The sequence below is a fragment of the Streptomyces griseochromogenes genome, from assembly GCF_001542625.1.
In the GTDB taxonomy this organism is placed as follows: Bacteria; Actinomycetota; Actinomycetes; order Streptomycetales; family Streptomycetaceae; genus Streptomyces; species Streptomyces griseochromogenes.
The window spans coordinates 4,536,091-4,552,921 of the sequence record NZ_CP016279.1; the positions used below are offsets into that span (position 1 = coordinate 4,536,091).

A 16,831-nucleotide genomic window follows, 5' to 3' on the forward strand; every position below is an offset into this window, starting at 1 on the left:
ATGGCCCACTCCGATCAGGCGTCCGTCACGGGACTCGCGACACCGGCCGGACGAGTTCCGAGTGACGGGCTGGACCGGAACGCCGAGCTGGACCGAGACGGCATGCGCCGCGTCCTCGGCCGGTTCACGACCGGTGTCACCGTCGTGACGACCGGCGGTACCACGCCGCACGGCATGACCGCGAACTCGTTCACGTCGGTGTCGCTGAGCCCGCCGCTCGTGCTGATCTGTGTGCTCCGTGGAGCGGCCATGCACGAGGCCGTCCTCGATCGCAAGTCGTTCGCGGTGTCGGTGCTTTCAGCGCGCCAGGAGGACCTGGCGCGCTACTTCGCCGACCGCCGCCGCCCCCGCGGCATCGCGCAGTTCGCCCCCATCGAGTGGTCACCAGGCCGTTTCACCGGATCGCCCGTCGTGGCAGACGCTCTCGCCTGGCTGGAGTGCTCCCTCACAGCCACCCACGACGGCGGCGATCACTCCATCTTCGTCGGTGAAGTCCTCGACATGGGCTTCCGGGAGGATCACGACGCCCTGCTGTTCCACGACGGCGGCTTCCACAGTCTGCGTACCGACGAGGCGTGAGACCAGCGGCCTGCGGAAGACACCGCTCCGCCCGAGGCCTGGGGGCTGCTCAAGGCAGCAGGGCCAGCTTGCCGACGGTGGCCCGTGCTTCCAGTTCCGCCAGTGCCTTCGGCCCGTCGGCGAGATCGTAGACAGTGGGGTGGCCGGGGGTGAGCACACCGGTGGCGATGAGCGCGAACAGTTCGCCCATCACCTCGCCGAAGATCTGCGGCGTGGATCGGATCAGCACCCCGATGTTCAGGCCGATGACGTGGACCTGATGCTGATAGACCAGATCCCAGTTGGTCACCTCGGCCTCGCCGGCGGGCAGGCCGGTCACCACGACCCGGCCGGTGACCCGCTTGGCCACGGCCAGGCTGGCGTCGAAGGCGGCGCCGCCGACCGACTCCAGCACCAGATCCACACCGTCGCCGCCGGTCAACTCCAGTACCTGGGCGGCGAGGTCGGGGCCGCGCGAGTCGAGGACGTGATCGGCGCCGAGGGCGCGCACCGTCTCGTGCTTGCCCGGCGAGGCGGTGGCGATCACCCTCGCGCCGTAGTGCTTGGCCATCTTCACCGCGGCCTGGCCGGTCCCGCCGGCGGCGGCGTGGATCAGCACGGTCTGCCCTTCGGCGATGCCGCCCAGCGGCTTGAGCGCGGCGAGGGCGGTGGGCCAGCTCACCACCATCCCCAGTGCCTGCTCGTCGGCCCAGCCTTCCGGCACCGGCACCGCCGCGGCCGCGGGCAGCACCATGTATTCGGCGAAGGCGCCGTGTCCGACGCCGATGACGTGGGCGCCGGGCTCCAGCCCGGTCACCGCCTCGCCCACTGCGGTGATCTCGCCGGCGGCCTCGAAGCCCGCCAGGTACGGCGGCTGCGGGCCGTCGCGGAAGGTGCCGTGGGCCTGTGAGATGTCGGCGAAGTTGACGCCTGCGGCGGTGACGCGGATCAGGACCTCGCCCGGGCCGGGCGACGGCACCGATGCGTCGGTGATCAGGCGGAGGTCCTGCGGGCCGCTGAGCGACGTCTGCTGCAAGGCGCGCATGGTGGCGGGAACACTCATCGAAATCGGCTTCCTTGTTCAGCTTGCATCATCAAAGCCGGGAGATTTATTGGCGGATGGCCGAGGGATGATTGCACGACGTCCCGGAAATGGTCAAGCTTGACTGGCCCAATGGGAAACCGGGTCGATAAATGACGTCTGGCGGCGCGATATATCAGATAGCCGATCGGCGGGTTTCGTTCACCGGGCAACTCTCACCATGCTTCGAAAATTGATTCGACAGGTGGAATCGGCGAGGAATTCCAGGAACTTTTCGAGGGCGCGTGGTAGGGCCCGACTCCCGGCTCCCGTGCGTGCGCTGGAGAGCGGGGTGTCAAACGGCGCTGCGTGCTGCTCGGATTGCTCGGATGAAGGTGGGCGCCGGTTTTCGAGTACGGCGCACATGGGCGTCGATGCGCAGGCTGCCCACCCCGATCAGGGCACAGATCAGGCGCAGCCGTGCGACGTGGCCTCGGGCGCGTCCGCAACCGCCGACAGCTCACCGGTTCGCACGGGGAACCCCTCTCCGCCAGCTTCGCTCTGACATCGCGTCAGGTCAGGCGGGTCGCGATTCAGGCAGGTTCGGAGTCGGGGTCACGGCTCGGGAGCGGGCCGCGGAACGCGGCCATGGTTCGCCGCCGCTCCGTCTCCTCCTCGGTCAGCAGGATGTGCGGCATTGCCCGGCGCAGGATCGGCGGTGCCATCAGCGACGTGGTGATCGCCACCAGGATCACGATGGTGTACGTGGTCGTGTCGAGGACCCCGACGTTGAGCCCGACCGTGGCCACGACGATCTGGATGACTCCGCGGGCGTTCATCCCGCCGGCCAGGGCCAGCGCCTCCCACCTGGTCAACTTGCTGGACAGCGCGCCGACGTACGCGCCGGCGAACTTGCCGGCCACCGCGATCAACAGGGCGGCCACCGCGGTGAGCAGCGGGACCGGACGGGTGAGAACGGTCAGGTCCACCCGTAGTCCGGCGGTGGCGAAGAACAGGGGGGCGAACACCGACACCACCACAGCCCGCAACGGCGCCAGTCGGCCGAGGTCCGCGGTGTTCGCCGAGCCGATCAACAGGCCGCCGAGGAAGGCGCCGAACGCCGCTTCGAAGCCCATGGCCTGGGTCGCGGCCGCGCTGAGCACGATGACCAGGACGGCGGTCGCGATCGTCGGCCCGTTCTCGGGCGACCGCCCGCACCGTGCGAAGGCAGCGCGGACGAGCGGGCGGGCGACGGTCGCGGTCACCAGAACGGCGATCGCGAGCAGGATCACCGACGACGCCACCGTCCTGCCGCGCACGCCTGCCGTGGCCATCGCGGAGACGATCGAGAGAAGCAGCCATCCGACCACGTCGTCGACCACGCCCGCGGCAATGGTCAGCTGCCCGATATTCCGGTGCAGCAGATTCATGTCCGAGAGGGTCTTCGCGATCACCGGCAGGGCGCTCACGCACATCGCCACACCGACGAAGAGTGCGAAGGCATCCCGATTCATCGAGCCGGCCAGCAGCGAGCGCGGGGCCGCCAGTCCCGCGATGACTCCGGCGGCCAGCGGGATCGCCAGACCGGCGACACCGACCCGGAGCGCGACGGTGCCCTTGCGCCGTACGAGCCCGAAATCGACCTCGATGCCGGTCACGCCGACGAAAAGCACCACGCCGATCTGACCGATCGCGTCCAGGAGGTGGAACTGCGGGGCGGTGCGGGGCAGCAGCCACTCGGACACGCGCGGCGCCAGATGGCCGAGCACCGTCGGTCCGAAGAGCACCCCGGCACACAGTTCGCCCACGACGGCCGGCGTACCGAGGCGGTTGGCCAGGCGGCCGAGCAGTAACGCGGCCGAGAGCAGCAGGCCGACCTGCAGGAGGAAGACGAGCAGCGCGTGCGCGGCGATCGGCGGGGGTGGGGCCACGGTGGTCTCCCTACGCGGCGGGGTTCGGACGAGTGGTCGATCCTGGTGCCGGGACCGTGGCCGCGCGCGGCTGCCGTATCGAGCGTCCCAACCCCCCAGCGTGCACTACGGCGTGCGGCCTCACTTCTCACTGTGTGCCCAACCGGAGCAGGGACGGTGGCGCCGCCGAGCCGCCGGTCCACCGCCGACCCTCACAGGCCCCGGGGTCCGGAGGGAGTCGTCCGGTCCGGTGGGCGCAAGACGTGGTGGCGGGTGGCGACGCGGGCCTCCAGGATCCGCATCCTGTCGACGAGTTGTCTGGAAGCGGTGCTCGTGGCCGAAGGGTCGACGGACGCGTTCGCCGACGCCGGCTCCGACACGCACCGGATCGTCGACCTGGCGGCCGCGATGCTGACCGTCCCCGCGGCGGGCGGCGCGGTGATCGATGTGCACGGCCGCCCGCTGGAGATCGACCCCGACCTCACCCGCCGCTGGTCCGGAGTGGTCGCGGCGACCCCGGAGCTCGCGGAGGAACTGGCGGACGCCATCCGCGGAACGGAGCGGCGATGACCGCCCTGGCCCCGCTCACGGACGCGGAACTGACCGCGCTGATCGACGGGCTCGCGGGCCTGCCGTACGGCGGTGAGGCCGTCGACCAGCGCACCCACGCGCTCCAGACGGCGTGGCTGGCGACGGACGCGGGAGCGGACGACGAACTGGTGGTGGCCGCGGCGCTGCACGACATCGGCCGCGCCCGGCCGGTCCGGGCCGAGCACCCCGGCCTGCCGCACGAGCTGGCGGGCGCCGCGTTCGCCCGGCGCCGGCTGGGCGGGCGCGCGGCGTGGGTCATCGCTCAGCACGTACCGGCAAAGCGCTACCTGGTCGCGACCGACCCGGCGTACCACGCCCTGCTCAGCCCGGTGTCGGTCGCCTCCCTGAAGGCCCAGGGCGGCCCGATGGACGAGCACGAGGCGGCCCGGTTCGCCGCGCATCCGCTGGCCGCGGACGCGGTGGCGCTGCGCCGCTGGGACGACGCGGCGAAGGACCCGACCGGCCCGCTGCTCCCGATACCGGCCCTTCTGTCGGCCCACGCCCGCTGCGTCGCCGCGCGGATGGGCTGACAGGAGGGGGAGAGGGGTGCGGGTGCCGGCCGACCGCCGCGGCGATCGTCGTCCGGCTCCGCGAGATCGTCCAAGTACCGTCACCGGCGACCTGGTTCATGCCACATACGAGGTGCGGCCGCGTACCGGCGAGGACAAGCGGCTGTGGCACCGCGAGGTCGGTGAGATGTGCCTTCACCACGAGGCGTTCACGGCCACCGGCGCCCCCGGGCGGCAGCTGTCCGCCTGCTCCGCCGGACCGGGCACCTCAGCGCCGACGCACTGGTCCTGCCGCGCGCCCTGGCCGTCGAAGCACCTGCCCACCGTCCGTCCGTGAGGGCGTCCAGCGGTCCCGCCCGCTCGGTGGACGGCAAGGCACACGACTCGTCGTCGGCGCCGTGCCACCCAATCGGCTGCGCCCGAGGTGAAATTGGCCGCGACGGCATGCACGGTGATCACATGAACACTGCACAGCTGAACGCCAGCAATCACCACGACCAGCCCAGGAAGTTCTCGCTCCGGATGCCGCGAATAGTCGCGGTGAGTGCCGCCCTCGGCCTCGCCTGTGCGGCAGGGGCGGCAACCGCGACATCCGCCGTGGCCGCGACGCCCGCCCCGCACGGCGGCACAAAGGCCGCGGCTGCCCGGCCGATCCAGGCCCACCACCACGACGAACGTGGCCAGTTCGGTCGGCACGGCGGTCTTCGCGGCGGCGACTACGGCGACGATGACGACTGCGAAGGTCTCATCGTTCTCCTTTGCGTCTGACGGGTAACCGTCGGCATTTCCTGTCCGCCGCCCGGCGCGATGGCAGGCATGGGTCAGGGCAGGCCGGAGACGGCCTGCCCTGACCCATGTTGGGCCGCGTCCGGCGCCGGGTCGGCCCGAAATGGTCGGCCGGCCTCAGGCGAGGCAGGTAAGAGGGCGACCGCCGTTGTAGGTGACCATGTCGCCGAGGGCGGCCGCGGCGTCGATGCGGCGGCCGAGCGGGCCGCCCTCCAGGTCCGCGTAGGCCCTGTGCAGATTGCCGACGATGCGTTCGGAGTCCAGCAGGTCGGCGTAGGGGCCCAGATCCGTTTCGCGGGCCGTCTCCAGAGGGGTGAGCCCGGCGTCGCGGCCCGCTCGGGCGGTGGCCTGGACGAACCGCAGGTAGCCGAGCACGTCGTCGATGAGCTCGGGGCCGGCGACGGCACCGTGCCCGGGAACGATGGTCGTCGCCCCCAGCGGCTTGATCACTTCCTCCAGGACCTGGACGGCACCGGCTACGGACCCCTGGAGGAGGAAGGGCGTGCCGCCGTTGAACAGGACGTCGCCGCTGAAGAGGAGCCCCCGTTCGGGCAGCCAGACGATGGAGTCGTTGGTCGTGTGGGCGGGCGTGCCGACGTGGCGGACGTCGGCACGCAGGTCGTCGGACCATACGGTGACGCCGTCGGTGTAGGTGAGGAAGGGCGGTTCGATTTCGACGTCGCCCCACTCGACCTCGGTCCAGAACGCCGCCGCGGCCCCCGGCCCGCCCCACTCGATGATGCTCGACCGGGTGGCCTCGTGGCCGACGATGGTGGCGCCGCCGAAGAGGTGGTTGCCGAAGGTGTGGTCACCGTGGTGGTGAGTGTTGATCAGGGTCCGTACCGGCTGTGGAGTGACGGTGCCGATCGCGTCCAGGTACGCCTGCGTGCGCCGTACGGTCGAGCACGCGTCCACGCTGATCACGCCGCGCCGTCCGACGAGGAAGCCGGTGTTGTTGATCCACCAGCTGCCGTCGGGCTGTATGTAGGCGAAGACGTCCTCGCTGACCTCCTCGACCCGGGGCGGAGGAAGAAGGCCGACGTCGTGGTGGACACTGCTCACCGCGAACTCCTGTCGTGACGAAGGGGATCTCTCGGAGGGACACCGCACTGCCGTGCCGCGGCGGGCTCGTCGAACGCCGCCTGGATCATCGCACGGGCAATGCACCGGCCGGTGCCCCGGCACCCGGCCGCCGGGCACGGTGGGACGCCGTGCACCCTCGGCGCGGCGCGCGTCGGCCTGCACGCCGTAACGGGCCCATGTGCGTCCCCGGTTCGTCCGCCCGCCGGACACGAGGGGGAGGCGGCGGGCGACACGGCTGACGTACGGCGGAGAGGGCAGGATTCGAACCTGCGTGGGCCCCTGGGGGCCCGACCTTGAGCCGTGCTCGCTGGTCCCCGATCAACCACTCCGGGCACCTCTCCTTGTGCCCGGCCCCGGTTTCCCGTGCCGTTCACATGCATCAGAGTGGCAGCGCCCGCTGACACCGGCCTGACACAGCGCCGTCGCTCAGTCGGCCGTACGCAGCAGCAGCTTGCCCATCGATGTGCGACCGCCCATCAACCGGTGGGCCCCGGCCGCGTCCGACAGGGGGAACTCGGCGGTGACCGGAAGGCTCACGGTGCCGTCGGTGACCGTGCGGAAGGCACGCTCGGAGAGCGCGCGCAGCGCCTCGGGCGCGGATTGCGCGAGGGCCAGGACGGAGAGGCCCGCGACGGAACGACCCTGCGTGTAGAGCTCGGGCTGGCCGACATGCCACGGCTCCGCCCCGCTCGCGTTGCCGAAGGACACCAGGCGTCCGAAGACGGCCAGCGCGTCGAGGCCGCGGCGAAGGGTGTCGCCGCCCACCGGGTCGAGCACCAGGTCGACGCCCCTGCCGTCGGTGGCACGGCGGACGTCATCGGAGAAGGTGTCGGCGGTGAACACCTCGTCGTAGCCGTGCTTGAGGGCGTGCCCGGCCTTGGCCGGGGAGGAGACCACGCCGTACACGGCACCGGCGCCCGCCGCCCGGGCCAGCTGTCCGGCCACCGTGCCGACCCCTCCCGCCGCGCCGTGCACAAGGACGCTCTCTCCGGCGCGCAGCCGCCCCACCTCATGGATCAGGGCGTGCGCCGTCGGCAGCACGGTGGGCAGCGCGGCCGCGGTCCGCGGATCCAGGCCCTCGGGGAGCGGGAAGACGGTGGCGGCCTGGGCGACCACCACCTCCGCGTAGGCACCGTGGTTGACGAGCGCGACGACGTCCTGCCCAGGACGCAGTCCCTCGACGCCGTGGCCGACGGCCCGGATCCGTCCGGAGACCTCCAGGCCCGGACGGAAGGGCAGCGACTCCACCCGGTATCCCGCGGCGCGGGCCTTGAGGTCCGCGAAGTTCACGCCCGCGTAGGCGGCGTCGACGGTGACCTCGCCGGGGCCGGGCTCGGGCGTCTCCACCTGCACGACCTTCAGTACCTCGGGGTCGCCGTACTCCTGGAATTCGACTGCACGCATCAGCGGAAGCACCCTTCGCACAAAGTGTTCAATGGAAAGCGAACACTGGCACTGTAAGATCTGGATCGAACACTAAGCAAGTGGCCGGGATGTTCGCCGGGGTGTCACGGCGAGGATGCACGGGGCGAGGAGAGGGTCATGGCGAAGCACGCCACCGGCGGCAGTCACCGTGCGGCGCCGGTGCACACGGATCCCGAAGAGGTCTCCGTCCTGGCCGCGCTGTCCGCCGTCGCCGATCCGGTGCGTATCCGGCTGATCCGTGAGCTGGCGGGCTCAGCCGACTGGACGCGCAGCTGCGGCAGCTTCGACGTGCCCGTCGGCAAAGCCGCACTCAGCCACCACTTCGCGGTCCTGCGCGGCGCCGGCCTGGTCGAACAGCGCGACGAGGGGCCGAGGAGGGTCAACCGGTTGCGCCGGGAGGAGTTCGACGCGCGATTCCCCGGGCTGCTCGATCTGCTCCTGCGCGCGGACGGCACCGACTGAGGACCCGCTCGGCCGGTTCGCCCAGGCGCAGTGGCTCGGTGATCTCGCGGCGTCCGCCGGCGAACATCCGCCGCCGCTCCGGGACGGGCGGCAGGAAGCGCGCGTCGCGCGGACGCCCGTCGGGACCGAGCTCCCGTTGGGCGGGCCAGTTCAGGAAGCAGAACCACTGCCACAGCGGCGGCAGGGGATCCCCGGACCCGGATGCAAGGCGTCCTCGTCCGTGACCGGTCCGGGGCGCCATGACGCGACGCGGGAGCCGAGCGGGAGGAAGGAAGGAGACCTGGTCGCTACACCTCACCACCGAGGAAGGCCACAGCCAACGCACTCGCCTCGGTGCGGCACTCCTCGAAATAGGCGTGCCGGGCGCCGGGGAAGAGATGCGTCCGGGTGTCGGGGATGCGGGAGACGAGCAGGGAGACGTTGTCCGGCGGAGCCATACGGTCCTGGTCGCCGTGGAGGATCAGCGTCGGCGCGGTGATCGCGGGCAGCGCGTCCCAGGCATCGTGCCGGTTGCTGGCGAGCAGGTGGCCGCGCCGGGCGTGCGGGGGCATGGCCGGGTCGCCGAGGGTGTTGTAGGGGCCCGGGTGGGCGGCGCGCCAGGCGGGGGAGTACATGAGGTCGATCAGGGCCCGCCGGGCGGCTTCCGGGTCGGGCTGGGCCAGGGCCCGCCGCACCGAGGCGTCCCGCTCGACGGCGTGCGGGCCGCCGGGCGTGGTGCAGCCGAGCACGAGACGGCGGACCCGCCGCGGATGCCGGGCGGCGACCAGTTGCGCGACCCGGCCGCCCATGGAGGTGCCGTAGACATCGGCACGCCCGATGCCGAGGTGGTCCAGGACGGTGATCACGTCCTCGGCGAACTGCCGGGTGGAGTAGCCGCCTTGGGGCTTGTCACTCGCTCCGGTGCCCCGGTGGTCCAGGGTGATGGTGCTGTGGGTGCCGTGGAAGTCCTCGCGTATGCCGTCCCACCAATGGTGGTTGTTCGCCTGCCCGGCGAGGAGCACGAGCGGGAAGCCCGCTCCCCGGCGCTGGAACGCGAGGGCGGTGCCGTCCTCCGCGCGGGCGAAGGTGCGGGGCAGCGGCTCGGTGTCGGTCATGACAGCCCTTCAGCGCGGGTGCGGGTGGGGGTCACTGGGCTTCGGCGGCGTCGGCTCCATCGAGCTGGGCGGAGAGCCAATGGCCGCCGGCCACCTCCACGCGGATCCGGCTCACCAGCTCGCCGGCGACGGCCTCCACGGCGGGCGGCGTCCGGCCCGGTCTCGGGGTGGCGAGGACGATCGAACGCCATACATCCGGCTCGGTGAGCGGCGCCGCGCTCAGCCTGCCCGCGGCGACGTCCTCGGCGATCCCGACGCCCGGCAGGACGGTCCAGCCGTGCCCCGCCAGGACGAGCCTCTTCTGCACGGGCATGGAATTGGTCTGGACGGCGACGCGCAGCTCGGCTCCGGCCCGCGCCGCGGCGGCGTCGATCAGGGCGCGCAGCGCGTGACCGGGGGCGGGCATGACGAGCGGACGGACGGCGGCCTCGGCGAACGGGACCGGGCGGTCGGCGCGCAGGCCGGCCGCCGCGGGGGCGACCACCCACAGGTGTTCGCGCACCAGAGGACGGGTGCTGAGCGACGGCGTGCTGTCCAGGTTGTACAGCAGGCTCAGATCGAGGTCGCCGTCGTCGAGCCACTGCCGCAGATGTCCGGAGTAGGCGGTCATCACCCGCAGCTCGATGCCCGGGTGGGCACGGGCCACGGCGGTCACCAGCGGCTCGGCCAGCAGCTCTGCCGTGCTCTCCAGCAGACCGACCGTGACGATCCCGGTCACCACGCCGGGGGCGGGCCGTACCTCGGCGCGGGCCCGCTCCAGTTCGTTCAGGGCGCGCCGGGCACGGTCCGCCACGATCGCGCCGGCCTCGGTCGGCCGCATGCCCTGACGGGTGCGCTCGAAGAGCGGAACGCCCAGGTCCTCCTCCAGTGCGCGGATCTGCCGGGTGACCGCGGGCTGCACCAGGTGCAGCAGCTCGGCGGCCCGCGTGACACTGCCCACCTCGGCGACGGTGACGAGTGCCTTGAGCTGTTTGACGTCCACGGCCGCTTCCTCCGATGCCATCCGCGACACGCATGGCTCGATCACACTTTGCTATTTCACTCTGCCGGTCATGAATATCCATGATGGTATCGGCCGGTTCGGGGCAGCGTCCTCAAGGAGCGTCATCACATGAGCACCCTCGACATCCTGTCCGGAGAGGAACGGTTCGTGGTCAGGACGGTGCGCGCTTTCGTCGACAAGGACGTCAAGCCGGTCGTCCGCGAACTGGAGCACACCGACACCTATCCCGAGGCCCTGATCGACCGGATGAAGGAACTCGGCGTCTTCGGCCTCGCCGTCCCTCAGGAGTACGGCGGCACCCCGGTCTCCACGCCCTGCTACGTCCTGATCACCGAGGAGCTGGCCCGTGGCTGGATGAGCCTGGCCGGCGCGATGGGCGGTCACACCGTGGTCGCCAAGCTGCTGCTGTGCTTCGGCACCGAGGAGCAGAAGCGCCGCTATCTGCCGAGGCTCGCCACCGGAGAGATCCGGGCGACGATGGCCCTGACCGAGCCGGGCGGCGGCTCCGACCTCCAGGCCATGCGCACGGTGGCCCGCAAGGACGATGGGGGCACCTCCCGTGCGAGCGGAGCCGAGCGCGCGGGAGGTTACGTGGTCAACGGCGCCAAGACGTGGATCACCAACTCCCGCCGCTCCCGGCTGATCGCTCTGCTGTGCAAAACGGACCCGGAGGCGAGCCCCGCGCACCGGGGCATGTCCATCCTGCTGGTGGAGCACGGTCCGGGCCTGACCGTCTCCCGTGATCTGCCCAAACTCGGCTACAAGGGCGTGGAGAGCTGCGAGCTGTTCTTCGAGGACTACCGGGCGCCGGCCGACGCCGTACTCGGCGGGATCGAGGGCAAGGGGTTCGCGCAGATGATGAAGGGCCTGGAGACCGGCCGGCTCCAGGTCGCCGCCCGCGCGCTCGGGGTGGGCCGGGCCGCGCTGGAGGACGCGCTTGCCCATGCCCAAAGGCGCGAGTCGTTCGGCAAGCCGATCTGGCAGCACCAGTCCATCGGCAACTACCTGGCCGACATGGCGACATCACTGACCGCCGCCCGTCAGCTGACGCTGTACGCGGCCCGGGAGGCGGACGCCGGCCGGCGGATCGACATGGAGGCGGGCATGGCGAAGCTGTTCGCGTCCGAGACCGCCATGCGGATCGCGCTCGACGCGGTGCGCATCCATGGCGGTTACGGCTACTCGACCGAGTTCGACGTGGAGCGCTACTTCCGCGACGCCCCGCTGATGATCGTCGGTGAAGGCACCAACGAGATCCAGCGCAATGTGATCGCGCGCCAGCTGGTCGAGCGAGGCGGCCTCGACGTATGAGAAGCGCATGAGCAGCGCGTGAGGAGCCCGTCGCCGCGCGGTGAGCGTGGCCGCACACTCGGGGCACGCACCGTCCAGTGGCCGCTCTCGGCCCGATCCCTGTCGTCGGCCGGCACGTCGGCGCTGGTTTTCGCAGGCATGCCGGACAAGCTGAGCGGTTGCCCCTGCGTCAGGGCCGACCACTGTGGGACATGACCGCCCCGAGCACTCCGGGAACGCGGCCTCGCGCGCGCCCTGGGCGACCATCCCGGGATCAGGCCCTCAGCGGGCCGTCTCCGTGCAGGGCGGGGCGTCCGGCAGATGCCTCATCGCCCACTCGCCGAGTTCCTTGAGCGAGGGCTCCAGCGCGGCTCCCGACTCGGTCAGCCGGTACGAGACGCGCAGCGGTGGTCCTTCGTCGACCTCGCGCACCACGAGTCCCGCGGCACCGAGCTCGGCGAGCCGGTCGGAGAGCATGCGCTCGCTGATGCCGGGGATGGCCCGGCGCAGGTCGGCGAAGTGGGTCGGCCGGCCCATCAGGACGGCCAGGATCGGGCCGTTCCAGCGTTTTCCGAGCACCTGGAAGACGCGCGTGATGCCGTCGTCGACGCGCCTGCACTCTGCCGTGCCATGGGTCTGCTCCACCGCCATGGGATCAGGGTACTACTCCGCCGTATGGGGGTGAAAAAAAGTAAGTACCTATGCTAGAAGTAGTTGGGTACGAAACCTTAGCCCGCGTCTCGCTCCGGGCTCTTTCTTCTGGAGACATCCATGGCCACCTTGCTCCACATCGACTCCTCCCTCTTCCCGGGCGAGGCGTCCGCCTCCCGCGCCGTCACGGACGCCTTCCGCAAGGCCTGGCAGGAGCAGCACCCGAGCGGCACGGTGATCTACCGCGACCTGGCGGCGAACCCGGTGCCGCACATCACCGCGGCCGCCCACACCGCCGGTTTCGCCGATCCCGCCACGCACACCCCCGAGCAGGCGGCCGAGTTCGCCGGCCGTGTGCAGCTGATCGAGGAATTCGAGCAGGCGGACGCGGTTCTCATCGGCGCCCCGATGTACAACTACACGGTCCCGTCGACGCTCAAGGCATGGCTGGACAACGTGATCCTGTTCGGTCGTACGGCGGGCGAGACCCCCTCCGTCAAGGGCACTCCGGTCACCGTGGTGGCCAGCCGCGGTGGCTCCTACGCGCCGGGCACTCCGCGCGAGTCCTACGAGTACGTCCAGAACTACCTGACCGCGGTCCTCGCCGACGCCCTCGGCATGGAGCTCGACTTCATCGTGCCGGAGCTGACCATGGCCCCGCAGAACCCGGCCATGGCCGAGCTCGTGCCGCTCTTCGAGGCCTCCCGCGAGCGCGCCCTCCAGGAGGCGGCCACCAAGGCGAAGGCCCTGGCGGAACGACTCGCCGCGTAAGGAGAGCGGCGGGAGTCGGCGAGGCTTCTTGCCCTGCCCGACAGGTCCGCAGGGCAGGGGAAAGACCGCTTCTGGACGCCGATTTGCCGGTGGCGGGGGCGGACGAGGATCTTGCGGGCCTCGCGTCGGTCCATCGCGGTAGCCGTCGGGGATCTCGGCGAGGCGGATGGCGCGAGTGACGAGGCGGCCCGGGTCGGCCGTTCCGCCCAGGACGCCGGGCAGGAGTTCCTCGATGCAGGCGCGGACCGGTGCGGGGGCGGGGGCGGAGCCCGACTTCGGCCGTCCCGCCTGCTCAAGGAGTCGTCGAGGCGCTCGGCCGAGCGCCTCGACGGCGACCGTCCCGGCAGCCGGCGACCGTGCCGTGGCTGCCGGGACGCCCCGCGAACGCCCTCACCGAATTCCCGTCGCGCGCGGCGGAAGACCGCGGACGACAGGTGGCGCGGCGATGGCCTGGACCTCCGCCGAGCCCGCACACGGGCCCGGAGCGCATCACTCCCGGCCCTGCGGCGGCCGAAGCACACCTAGGATCTCGGCCGTCGCTCCGGTGCCGGTGACGCGGGCTTGGACCTGCGGGATGTGGTGCTCACCTGTTCGGAGTCGAGTATGTGATCTCCGTACAGATCCTGCAGCCAGTTGGTCTGGTAGATGGTGTCGAGGTAGCGCTCGCCGAGGTCCGGCGCGATGGCCACCGCGGTGGTGCCCCGCATGTTGTGCCGGGCCAGCCAGTCCGTCGCGCCGCTGACCACCGTCCCGGTGGAGCCGCCGAACAGGAAGCCGCGTCTGGCCATGCGGTGACAGGTGCGGATGGTGTCCGCCTCCTCCACCCGGATCACCTCGTCCACGAAGGACTCGTCGAGCAGCGGGGGAACCATGCTCATACCCAGGCCGGGGATCATCCGGCGGCCGGGCTTGCCGCCGAAGGCCACCGAACCCACGCTGTCCACGGCGACGATCCGCACCGGCCGGTGCCACTGCCGGAAGTAGCGCGCGCAGCCCATCAGGGTTCCGGCGGTGCCCGTCCCGATGAACAGCACGTCCAGCCGCGGGAAGTGGCGGGCGATCTCCGGCCCCGTCGTACGCTGGTGCGCCCGCCAGTTGCCGGCGTTGGTGTACTGACTGAGCCACACATAGCGCTCGTCGGACGCGCACAGCGCACGGACGTACTCGATCCGCGTGCCCAGGAACCCGCCGTTCGAGTCCAGGTCGGCCACGACGTGCACCTGACTGCCGAGAGCCTCCATCAGCAGTCTGGTCGACAGGTTGCAACGGGAGTCCGTCACACACAGGAACCGGTAGCCCTTGCTCGCGGCGATCATGCTGAGCGCCACGCCGAGGTTCCCGGAAGAGGACTCGACGAGGATGGAGTCCGGCGTCAGGACTCCGTCCCGCTCGGCGCTCTCCACCATCTCGTTCGCGGCCTTCATCTTGATGGAGCCGGCGAAGTTGAAACCCTCGCACTTCAGGTAGAGCGGGCATCCGAAGATCGACTCCAGATCGACGAAGAGACCGCCTTCGTTGAAGTCATGAGGAGCGGATATGACGGGCACGGTGAGCCTCCTGGTGCCAAGGCTGAGGACAACGGCCTCAGCCGTATCGGCGCAGGTCGTGGAAGAAGTCTTCGATGAGGCGGAGGTTGCCCGCCCCTGCTGCTTCGTCGTAGACGTACTTGCCGACGGCGAGATCGAGGACGCCGAGTCCGAAGGGCGAGAAGATCACGGGGCGGTCGGTCGGCGGGGCCGCCCGTCCGAGCATCACGTCGTTGAGGGTGCCGTTCAGGAAGTCACGGTTGCCGGTGCGCTGCTCGACCAGGTGCGGGGACGTGTCGGCCTTCAGACAGTGCTCGACGTCGTCGACGAAGTTTGCCGAGGCCAGCAGGATCTCGGGCGCGAGGTCGCGCAGCGAGATGTGCAGGACCAGGGGGTTGTGGGTGAACCACGCCGGGTCGGTGACATGGGGTTCCCCGGCCACGGTGGCGAAGACCACGAGGTCGCTGGAGCGGATGAGGTCCTCGGCGCTGTCGTGGACCGTGACCTGCGCGGTGGTGCCGGCCTGCTTCAGATAGCCGCTGAAGCCGGCGCTGCTGTCGGCGGACACGTCGTGCACGCCGATCGTGTCGAAGGACCAGCCGGTCCCGGCCAGGAAGGTGTGGATGTACCGGGCGATCAGCCCTGTGCCGAAGAATCCGACACTGGCGGGGCGGGGCCGGCCGCGGCTGAGCCAGTCGGCGGCCAGCGCGGCGGACGCCGCGGTTCTGGTCGCACTGATGATGGAGCTCTCCAGACAGGCGAACGGGTAGCCCGTGCCGGGGTCGTTGAGGATGAGCACCCCGGACGCCCGGGGCAGCCCGGTTCGCACGTTGTCCGGGAAGCTGGAGATCCACTTGACGCCGTCCACATGGACCGACCCGCCGATCGAGGCCGGCAGCGCGATGATCCGCGCACTGGGGCGGTCGGGGAAGCGCAGGAAGTAGGACGGCGGGTTGACCGAGTCCCCGGCGCCGTGCAGCCGGTAGGTGGCCTCGATCAGTTCCACGATCTGTTTCTCGCGCCCGCTGAGCGCGTGCTGCACCTGCGTTCCGGTGATCACCGCGAACGTCGGCGCCGAAGGCTCGTGCGGCACGGCCGGCTGGGTGTCGGTGGACAACATACGGTTCATCGCTGACTTGCCTCCGGGGTCGGGCAGCAATCGGCCAGGCGGCGGGGCTCGGCCATGCCGACCAGTACCTGCCGCTCTCCGGTGAAGGCCTCTCTGCTGTGTGCGGTGCGGATGTTGTCGACGAGCATCAGGTCACCGGCCTGCCAGGGCTCGCGTCGGGTGTGCTCTTCGTAGGTGGCGTTGAGCAGCTGGACTACGTCCTCGCCGATCGGGCTGCCGTCCCCGTAGCGGGTGTTGAACGGCAGTCCGTCCTCGCCGTAGACGTCCAGCAGGTACTCGCGCACCTCCTCGGCCAGCGTCCACTCGTTGAGGAAGGCGATCTGGTTGAACCAGCAGCGCCTGCCCGTGACCGGGTGCCGCACCACGGCGCTGCGGCGCTGCTCGGTGCGCAGCGAGCCGTCGGCCAGCCAGGTGAAGTCGATGGCGTTCGCCCGGCAGTAGTGTTCGATCTGGGTGCGGTCGGCGGTGCCGAACGACTCCGTCAGGGTGGCCCCGATCTCGTCGTTGTAGGTGCGGGTCAGCAGCCAGCCCTCGCGTTCGAACCGTTCCGTCAGCCCGGTGGGCAGCGCCTGGAGGACCTGTTCCGCGTCCGCCACCGCGGTCGCCCCGCCCTCGCCGGGCGCGGTCAGGCACGCGAACAGCATCAGGCCGGGCACCTCCAGCAGATAGCTGAGTTCGTGGTGCATGCACATCGGCTGGTTGGCCGGCCAGGTCGTGGAGGAGTACAGCCCGGGGCCGTACGCCTCACGCGGGGCGAACGCCTCTCGCTCCGGTATCAGAGGCCCGGCGAGCCCCGCGAAGACGGCACCGGCCTGGGACGCCTCGCGCAGCTCCAGGCCGCGGACGAGCAGCGCCCCGTGCTCGGTGACCTGCGCGCGCAGCGACTCGCGGTACTGGGCCGCCCAGCTCGGCGCGTCACCGGGTGAGCCCACGTGCAGGACCGCGGGTCTGTCCGGCCGCAGCTCCACATCGAGAGGTGCTGCGAGGGGTGAGGACGACATCTCGGTTTCCCTTCGGTTGCC

At 71.0% G+C, this 16,831-nt stretch carries 18 protein-coding genes and 1 pseudogene; 8 read left to right on the plus strand and 11 right to left on the minus strand.

Translation table 11 applies throughout. The features are described 5' to 3' along the window. Positions 1-579 (plus strand): flavin reductase family protein, encoded by a 579-nt coding sequence (locus AVL59_RS19240; RefSeq protein ID WP_079146795.1) that lies wholly within the window; start codon positions 1-3, stop codon positions 577-579. A 49-nt stretch (positions 580-628) separates the two neighbouring features. On the opposite strand, the gene AVL59_RS19245 is transcribed toward AVL59_RS19240, so the two are convergent. Both AVL59_RS19245 and AVL59_RS19250 read right to left on the minus strand, forming a co-directional pair. Then, complete coding sequence (locus AVL59_RS19245; protein WP_067305921.1) at positions 629-1,621, minus strand: NADPH:quinone oxidoreductase family protein; 993 nt, start codon at positions 1,619-1,621, stop codon at positions 629-631. Between the two features lie 551 nt (positions 1,622-2,172). Further along, positions 2,173-3,510 (minus strand): cation:proton antiporter, encoded by a 1,338-nt coding sequence (locus tag AVL59_RS19250; protein WP_067305924.1) that lies wholly within the window; start codon positions 3,508-3,510, stop codon positions 2,173-2,175. A gap of 252 nt (positions 3,511-3,762) precedes the next feature. Here AVL59_RS19250 and AVL59_RS19255 point away from each other — a divergent pair, with 252 nt between their 5' ends. The 4 genes from AVL59_RS19255 to AVL59_RS19270 all read left to right on the plus strand — a co-directional run bounded on the left by AVL59_RS19255 (position 3,763) and on the right by AVL59_RS19270 (position 5,357). Continuing rightward, entirely contained in the window at positions 3,763-4,059 is a 297-nt protein-coding gene (locus tag AVL59_RS19255) for an inositol monophosphatase family protein (protein WP_237281554.1), read from the plus strand. After that, a complete protein-coding gene (locus AVL59_RS19260) occupies positions 4,056-4,610 on the plus strand; it encodes an HD domain-containing protein (protein WP_067305927.1) in 555 nt (184 codons plus the stop codon). Before AVL59_RS19255 ends, AVL59_RS19260 begins: the two co-directional genes overlap by 4 nt. A gap of 112 nt (positions 4,611-4,722) precedes the next feature. Beyond that, positions 4,723-4,926 (plus strand): MmyB family transcriptional regulator, encoded by a 204-nt coding sequence (locus tag AVL59_RS19265; protein WP_067305929.1) that lies wholly within the window; start codon positions 4,723-4,725, stop codon positions 4,924-4,926. Between the two features lie 122 nt (positions 4,927-5,048). Continuing rightward, positions 5,049-5,357: a hypothetical protein gene (locus AVL59_RS19270; RefSeq protein WP_159399953.1), complete on the plus strand. Its 309-nt coding sequence runs from the start codon at positions 5,049-5,051 to the stop codon at positions 5,355-5,357. 135 nt (positions 5,358-5,492) lie between these two features. Here the strand turns inward: AVL59_RS19270 and AVL59_RS19275 are convergent, their stop codons facing one another. The 3 genes and pseudogenes from AVL59_RS19275 to AVL59_RS19280 all read right to left on the minus strand — a co-directional run bounded on the left by AVL59_RS19275 (position 5,493) and on the right by AVL59_RS19280 (position 7,862). After that, positions 5,493-6,437 (minus strand): MBL fold metallo-hydrolase, encoded by a 945-nt coding sequence (locus AVL59_RS19275; protein WP_067305935.1) that lies wholly within the window; start codon positions 6,435-6,437, stop codon positions 5,493-5,495. 267 nt (positions 6,438-6,704) lie between these two features. After that, positions 6,705-6,799 (minus strand): annotated as a pseudogene (locus AVL59_RS52220). An 85-nt stretch (positions 6,800-6,884) separates the two neighbouring features. After that, complete coding sequence (locus AVL59_RS19280; RefSeq protein WP_067317484.1) at positions 6,885-7,862, minus strand: quinone oxidoreductase family protein; 978 nt, start codon at positions 7,860-7,862, stop codon at positions 6,885-6,887. A 138-nt stretch (positions 7,863-8,000) separates the two neighbouring features. Between AVL59_RS19280 and AVL59_RS19285 the strand changes: the two genes are divergently transcribed. Then, on the plus strand, positions 8,001-8,345 hold the full coding sequence (locus tag AVL59_RS19285; protein ID WP_067305938.1) for an ArsR/SmtB family transcription factor: 345 nt from the start codon (positions 8,001-8,003) through the stop codon (positions 8,343-8,345). A 287-nt stretch (positions 8,346-8,632) separates the two neighbouring features. On the opposite strand, the gene AVL59_RS19290 is transcribed toward AVL59_RS19285, so the two are convergent. Then, on the minus strand, positions 8,633-9,439 hold the full coding sequence (locus tag AVL59_RS19290; RefSeq protein ID WP_067305941.1) for an alpha/beta fold hydrolase: 807 nt from the start codon (positions 9,437-9,439) through the stop codon (positions 8,633-8,635). A gap of 31 nt (positions 9,440-9,470) precedes the next feature. Further along, positions 9,471-10,421: a LysR family transcriptional regulator gene (locus AVL59_RS19295; RefSeq protein WP_067317486.1), complete on the minus strand. Its 951-nt coding sequence runs from the start codon at positions 10,419-10,421 to the stop codon at positions 9,471-9,473. A gap of 129 nt (positions 10,422-10,550) precedes the next feature. Between AVL59_RS19295 and AVL59_RS19300 the strand changes: the two genes are divergently transcribed. Beyond that, a complete protein-coding gene (locus tag AVL59_RS19300) occupies positions 10,551-11,753 on the plus strand; it encodes an acyl-CoA dehydrogenase family protein (RefSeq protein WP_067305944.1) in 1,203 nt (400 codons plus the stop codon). 261 nt (positions 11,754-12,014) lie between these two features. Here the strand turns inward: AVL59_RS19300 and AVL59_RS19305 are convergent, their stop codons facing one another. After that, a complete protein-coding gene (locus tag AVL59_RS19305; RefSeq protein ID WP_067305946.1) occupies positions 12,015-12,383 on the minus strand; it encodes a winged helix-turn-helix transcriptional regulator in 369 nt (122 codons plus the stop codon). Positions 12,384-12,503: 120 nt separating this feature from the next. On the opposite strand from AVL59_RS19305, the gene AVL59_RS19310 reads away from it, so the two are divergent. Next, complete coding sequence (locus tag AVL59_RS19310; protein ID WP_067305949.1) at positions 12,504-13,154, plus strand: FMN-dependent NADH-azoreductase; 651 nt, start codon at positions 12,504-12,506, stop codon at positions 13,152-13,154. Positions 13,155-13,675: 521 nt separating this feature from the next. Here AVL59_RS19310 and sbnA read toward each other — a convergent pair. From sbnA to AVL59_RS19325, 3 genes are read right to left on the minus strand one after another with little or no spacing between them, the layout of a single operon-like run. Further along, positions 13,676-14,701 (minus strand): 2,3-diaminopropionate biosynthesis protein SbnA, encoded by a 1,026-nt coding sequence (sbnA, locus tag AVL59_RS19315; RefSeq protein WP_067305952.1) that lies wholly within the window; start codon positions 14,699-14,701, stop codon positions 13,676-13,678. 37 nt (positions 14,702-14,738) lie between these two features. After that, positions 14,739-15,809 carry a 2,3-diaminopropionate biosynthesis protein SbnB gene (gene sbnB, locus AVL59_RS19320; protein ID WP_067305955.1) on the minus strand — a complete coding sequence of 357 codons (1,071 nt, stop codon included), beginning with the start codon at positions 15,807-15,809 and terminating at the stop codon, positions 14,739-14,741. Then, on the minus strand, positions 15,806-16,810 hold the full coding sequence (locus AVL59_RS19325; RefSeq protein ID WP_067305958.1) for a TauD/TfdA family dioxygenase: 1,005 nt from the start codon (positions 16,808-16,810) through the stop codon (positions 15,806-15,808). Before AVL59_RS19325 ends, sbnB begins: the two co-directional genes overlap by 4 nt. Positions 16,811-16,831: the final 21 nt, after the last annotated feature.

Coding starts and splice junctions, on each gene's coding strand:
- AVL59_RS19305 (WP_067305946.1), bottom strand. CDS start 12,383: ATGGCGGTGGAGCAGACCCATGGCACGGCAGAGTGCAGGCGCGTCGAC.
- AVL59_RS19260 (WP_067305927.1), top strand. CDS start 4,056: ATGACCGCCCTGGCCCCGCTCACGGACGCGGAACTGACCGCGCTGATC.
- AVL59_RS19300 (WP_067305944.1), top strand. CDS start 10,551: ATGAGCACCCTCGACATCCTGTCCGGAGAGGAACGGTTCGTGGTCAGG.
- AVL59_RS19325 (WP_067305958.1), bottom strand. CDS start 16,810: ATGTCGTCCTCACCCCTCGCAGCACCTCTCGATGTGGAGCTGCGGCCG.
- AVL59_RS19245 (WP_067305921.1), bottom strand. CDS start 1,621: ATGAGTGTTCCCGCCACCATGCGCGCCTTGCAGCAGACGTCGCTCAGC.
- AVL59_RS19280 (WP_067317484.1), bottom strand. CDS start 7,862: ATGCGTGCAGTCGAATTCCAGGAGTACGGCGACCCCGAGGTACTGAAG.
- AVL59_RS19240 (WP_079146795.1), top strand. CDS start 1: ATGGCCCACTCCGATCAGGCGTCCGTCACGGGACTCGCGACACCGGCC.
- AVL59_RS19270 (WP_159399953.1), top strand. CDS start 5,049: ATGAACACTGCACAGCTGAACGCCAGCAATCACCACGACCAGCCCAGG.
- AVL59_RS19310 (WP_067305949.1), top strand. CDS start 12,504: ATGGCCACCTTGCTCCACATCGACTCCTCCCTCTTCCCGGGCGAGGCG.
- AVL59_RS19290 (WP_067305941.1), bottom strand. CDS start 9,439: ATGACCGACACCGAGCCGCTGCCCCGCACCTTCGCCCGCGCGGAGGAC.
- AVL59_RS19285 (WP_067305938.1), top strand. CDS start 8,001: ATGGCGAAGCACGCCACCGGCGGCAGTCACCGTGCGGCGCCGGTGCAC.
- sbnB (WP_067305955.1), bottom strand. CDS start 15,809: ATGAACCGTATGTTGTCCACCGACACCCAGCCGGCCGTGCCGCACGAG.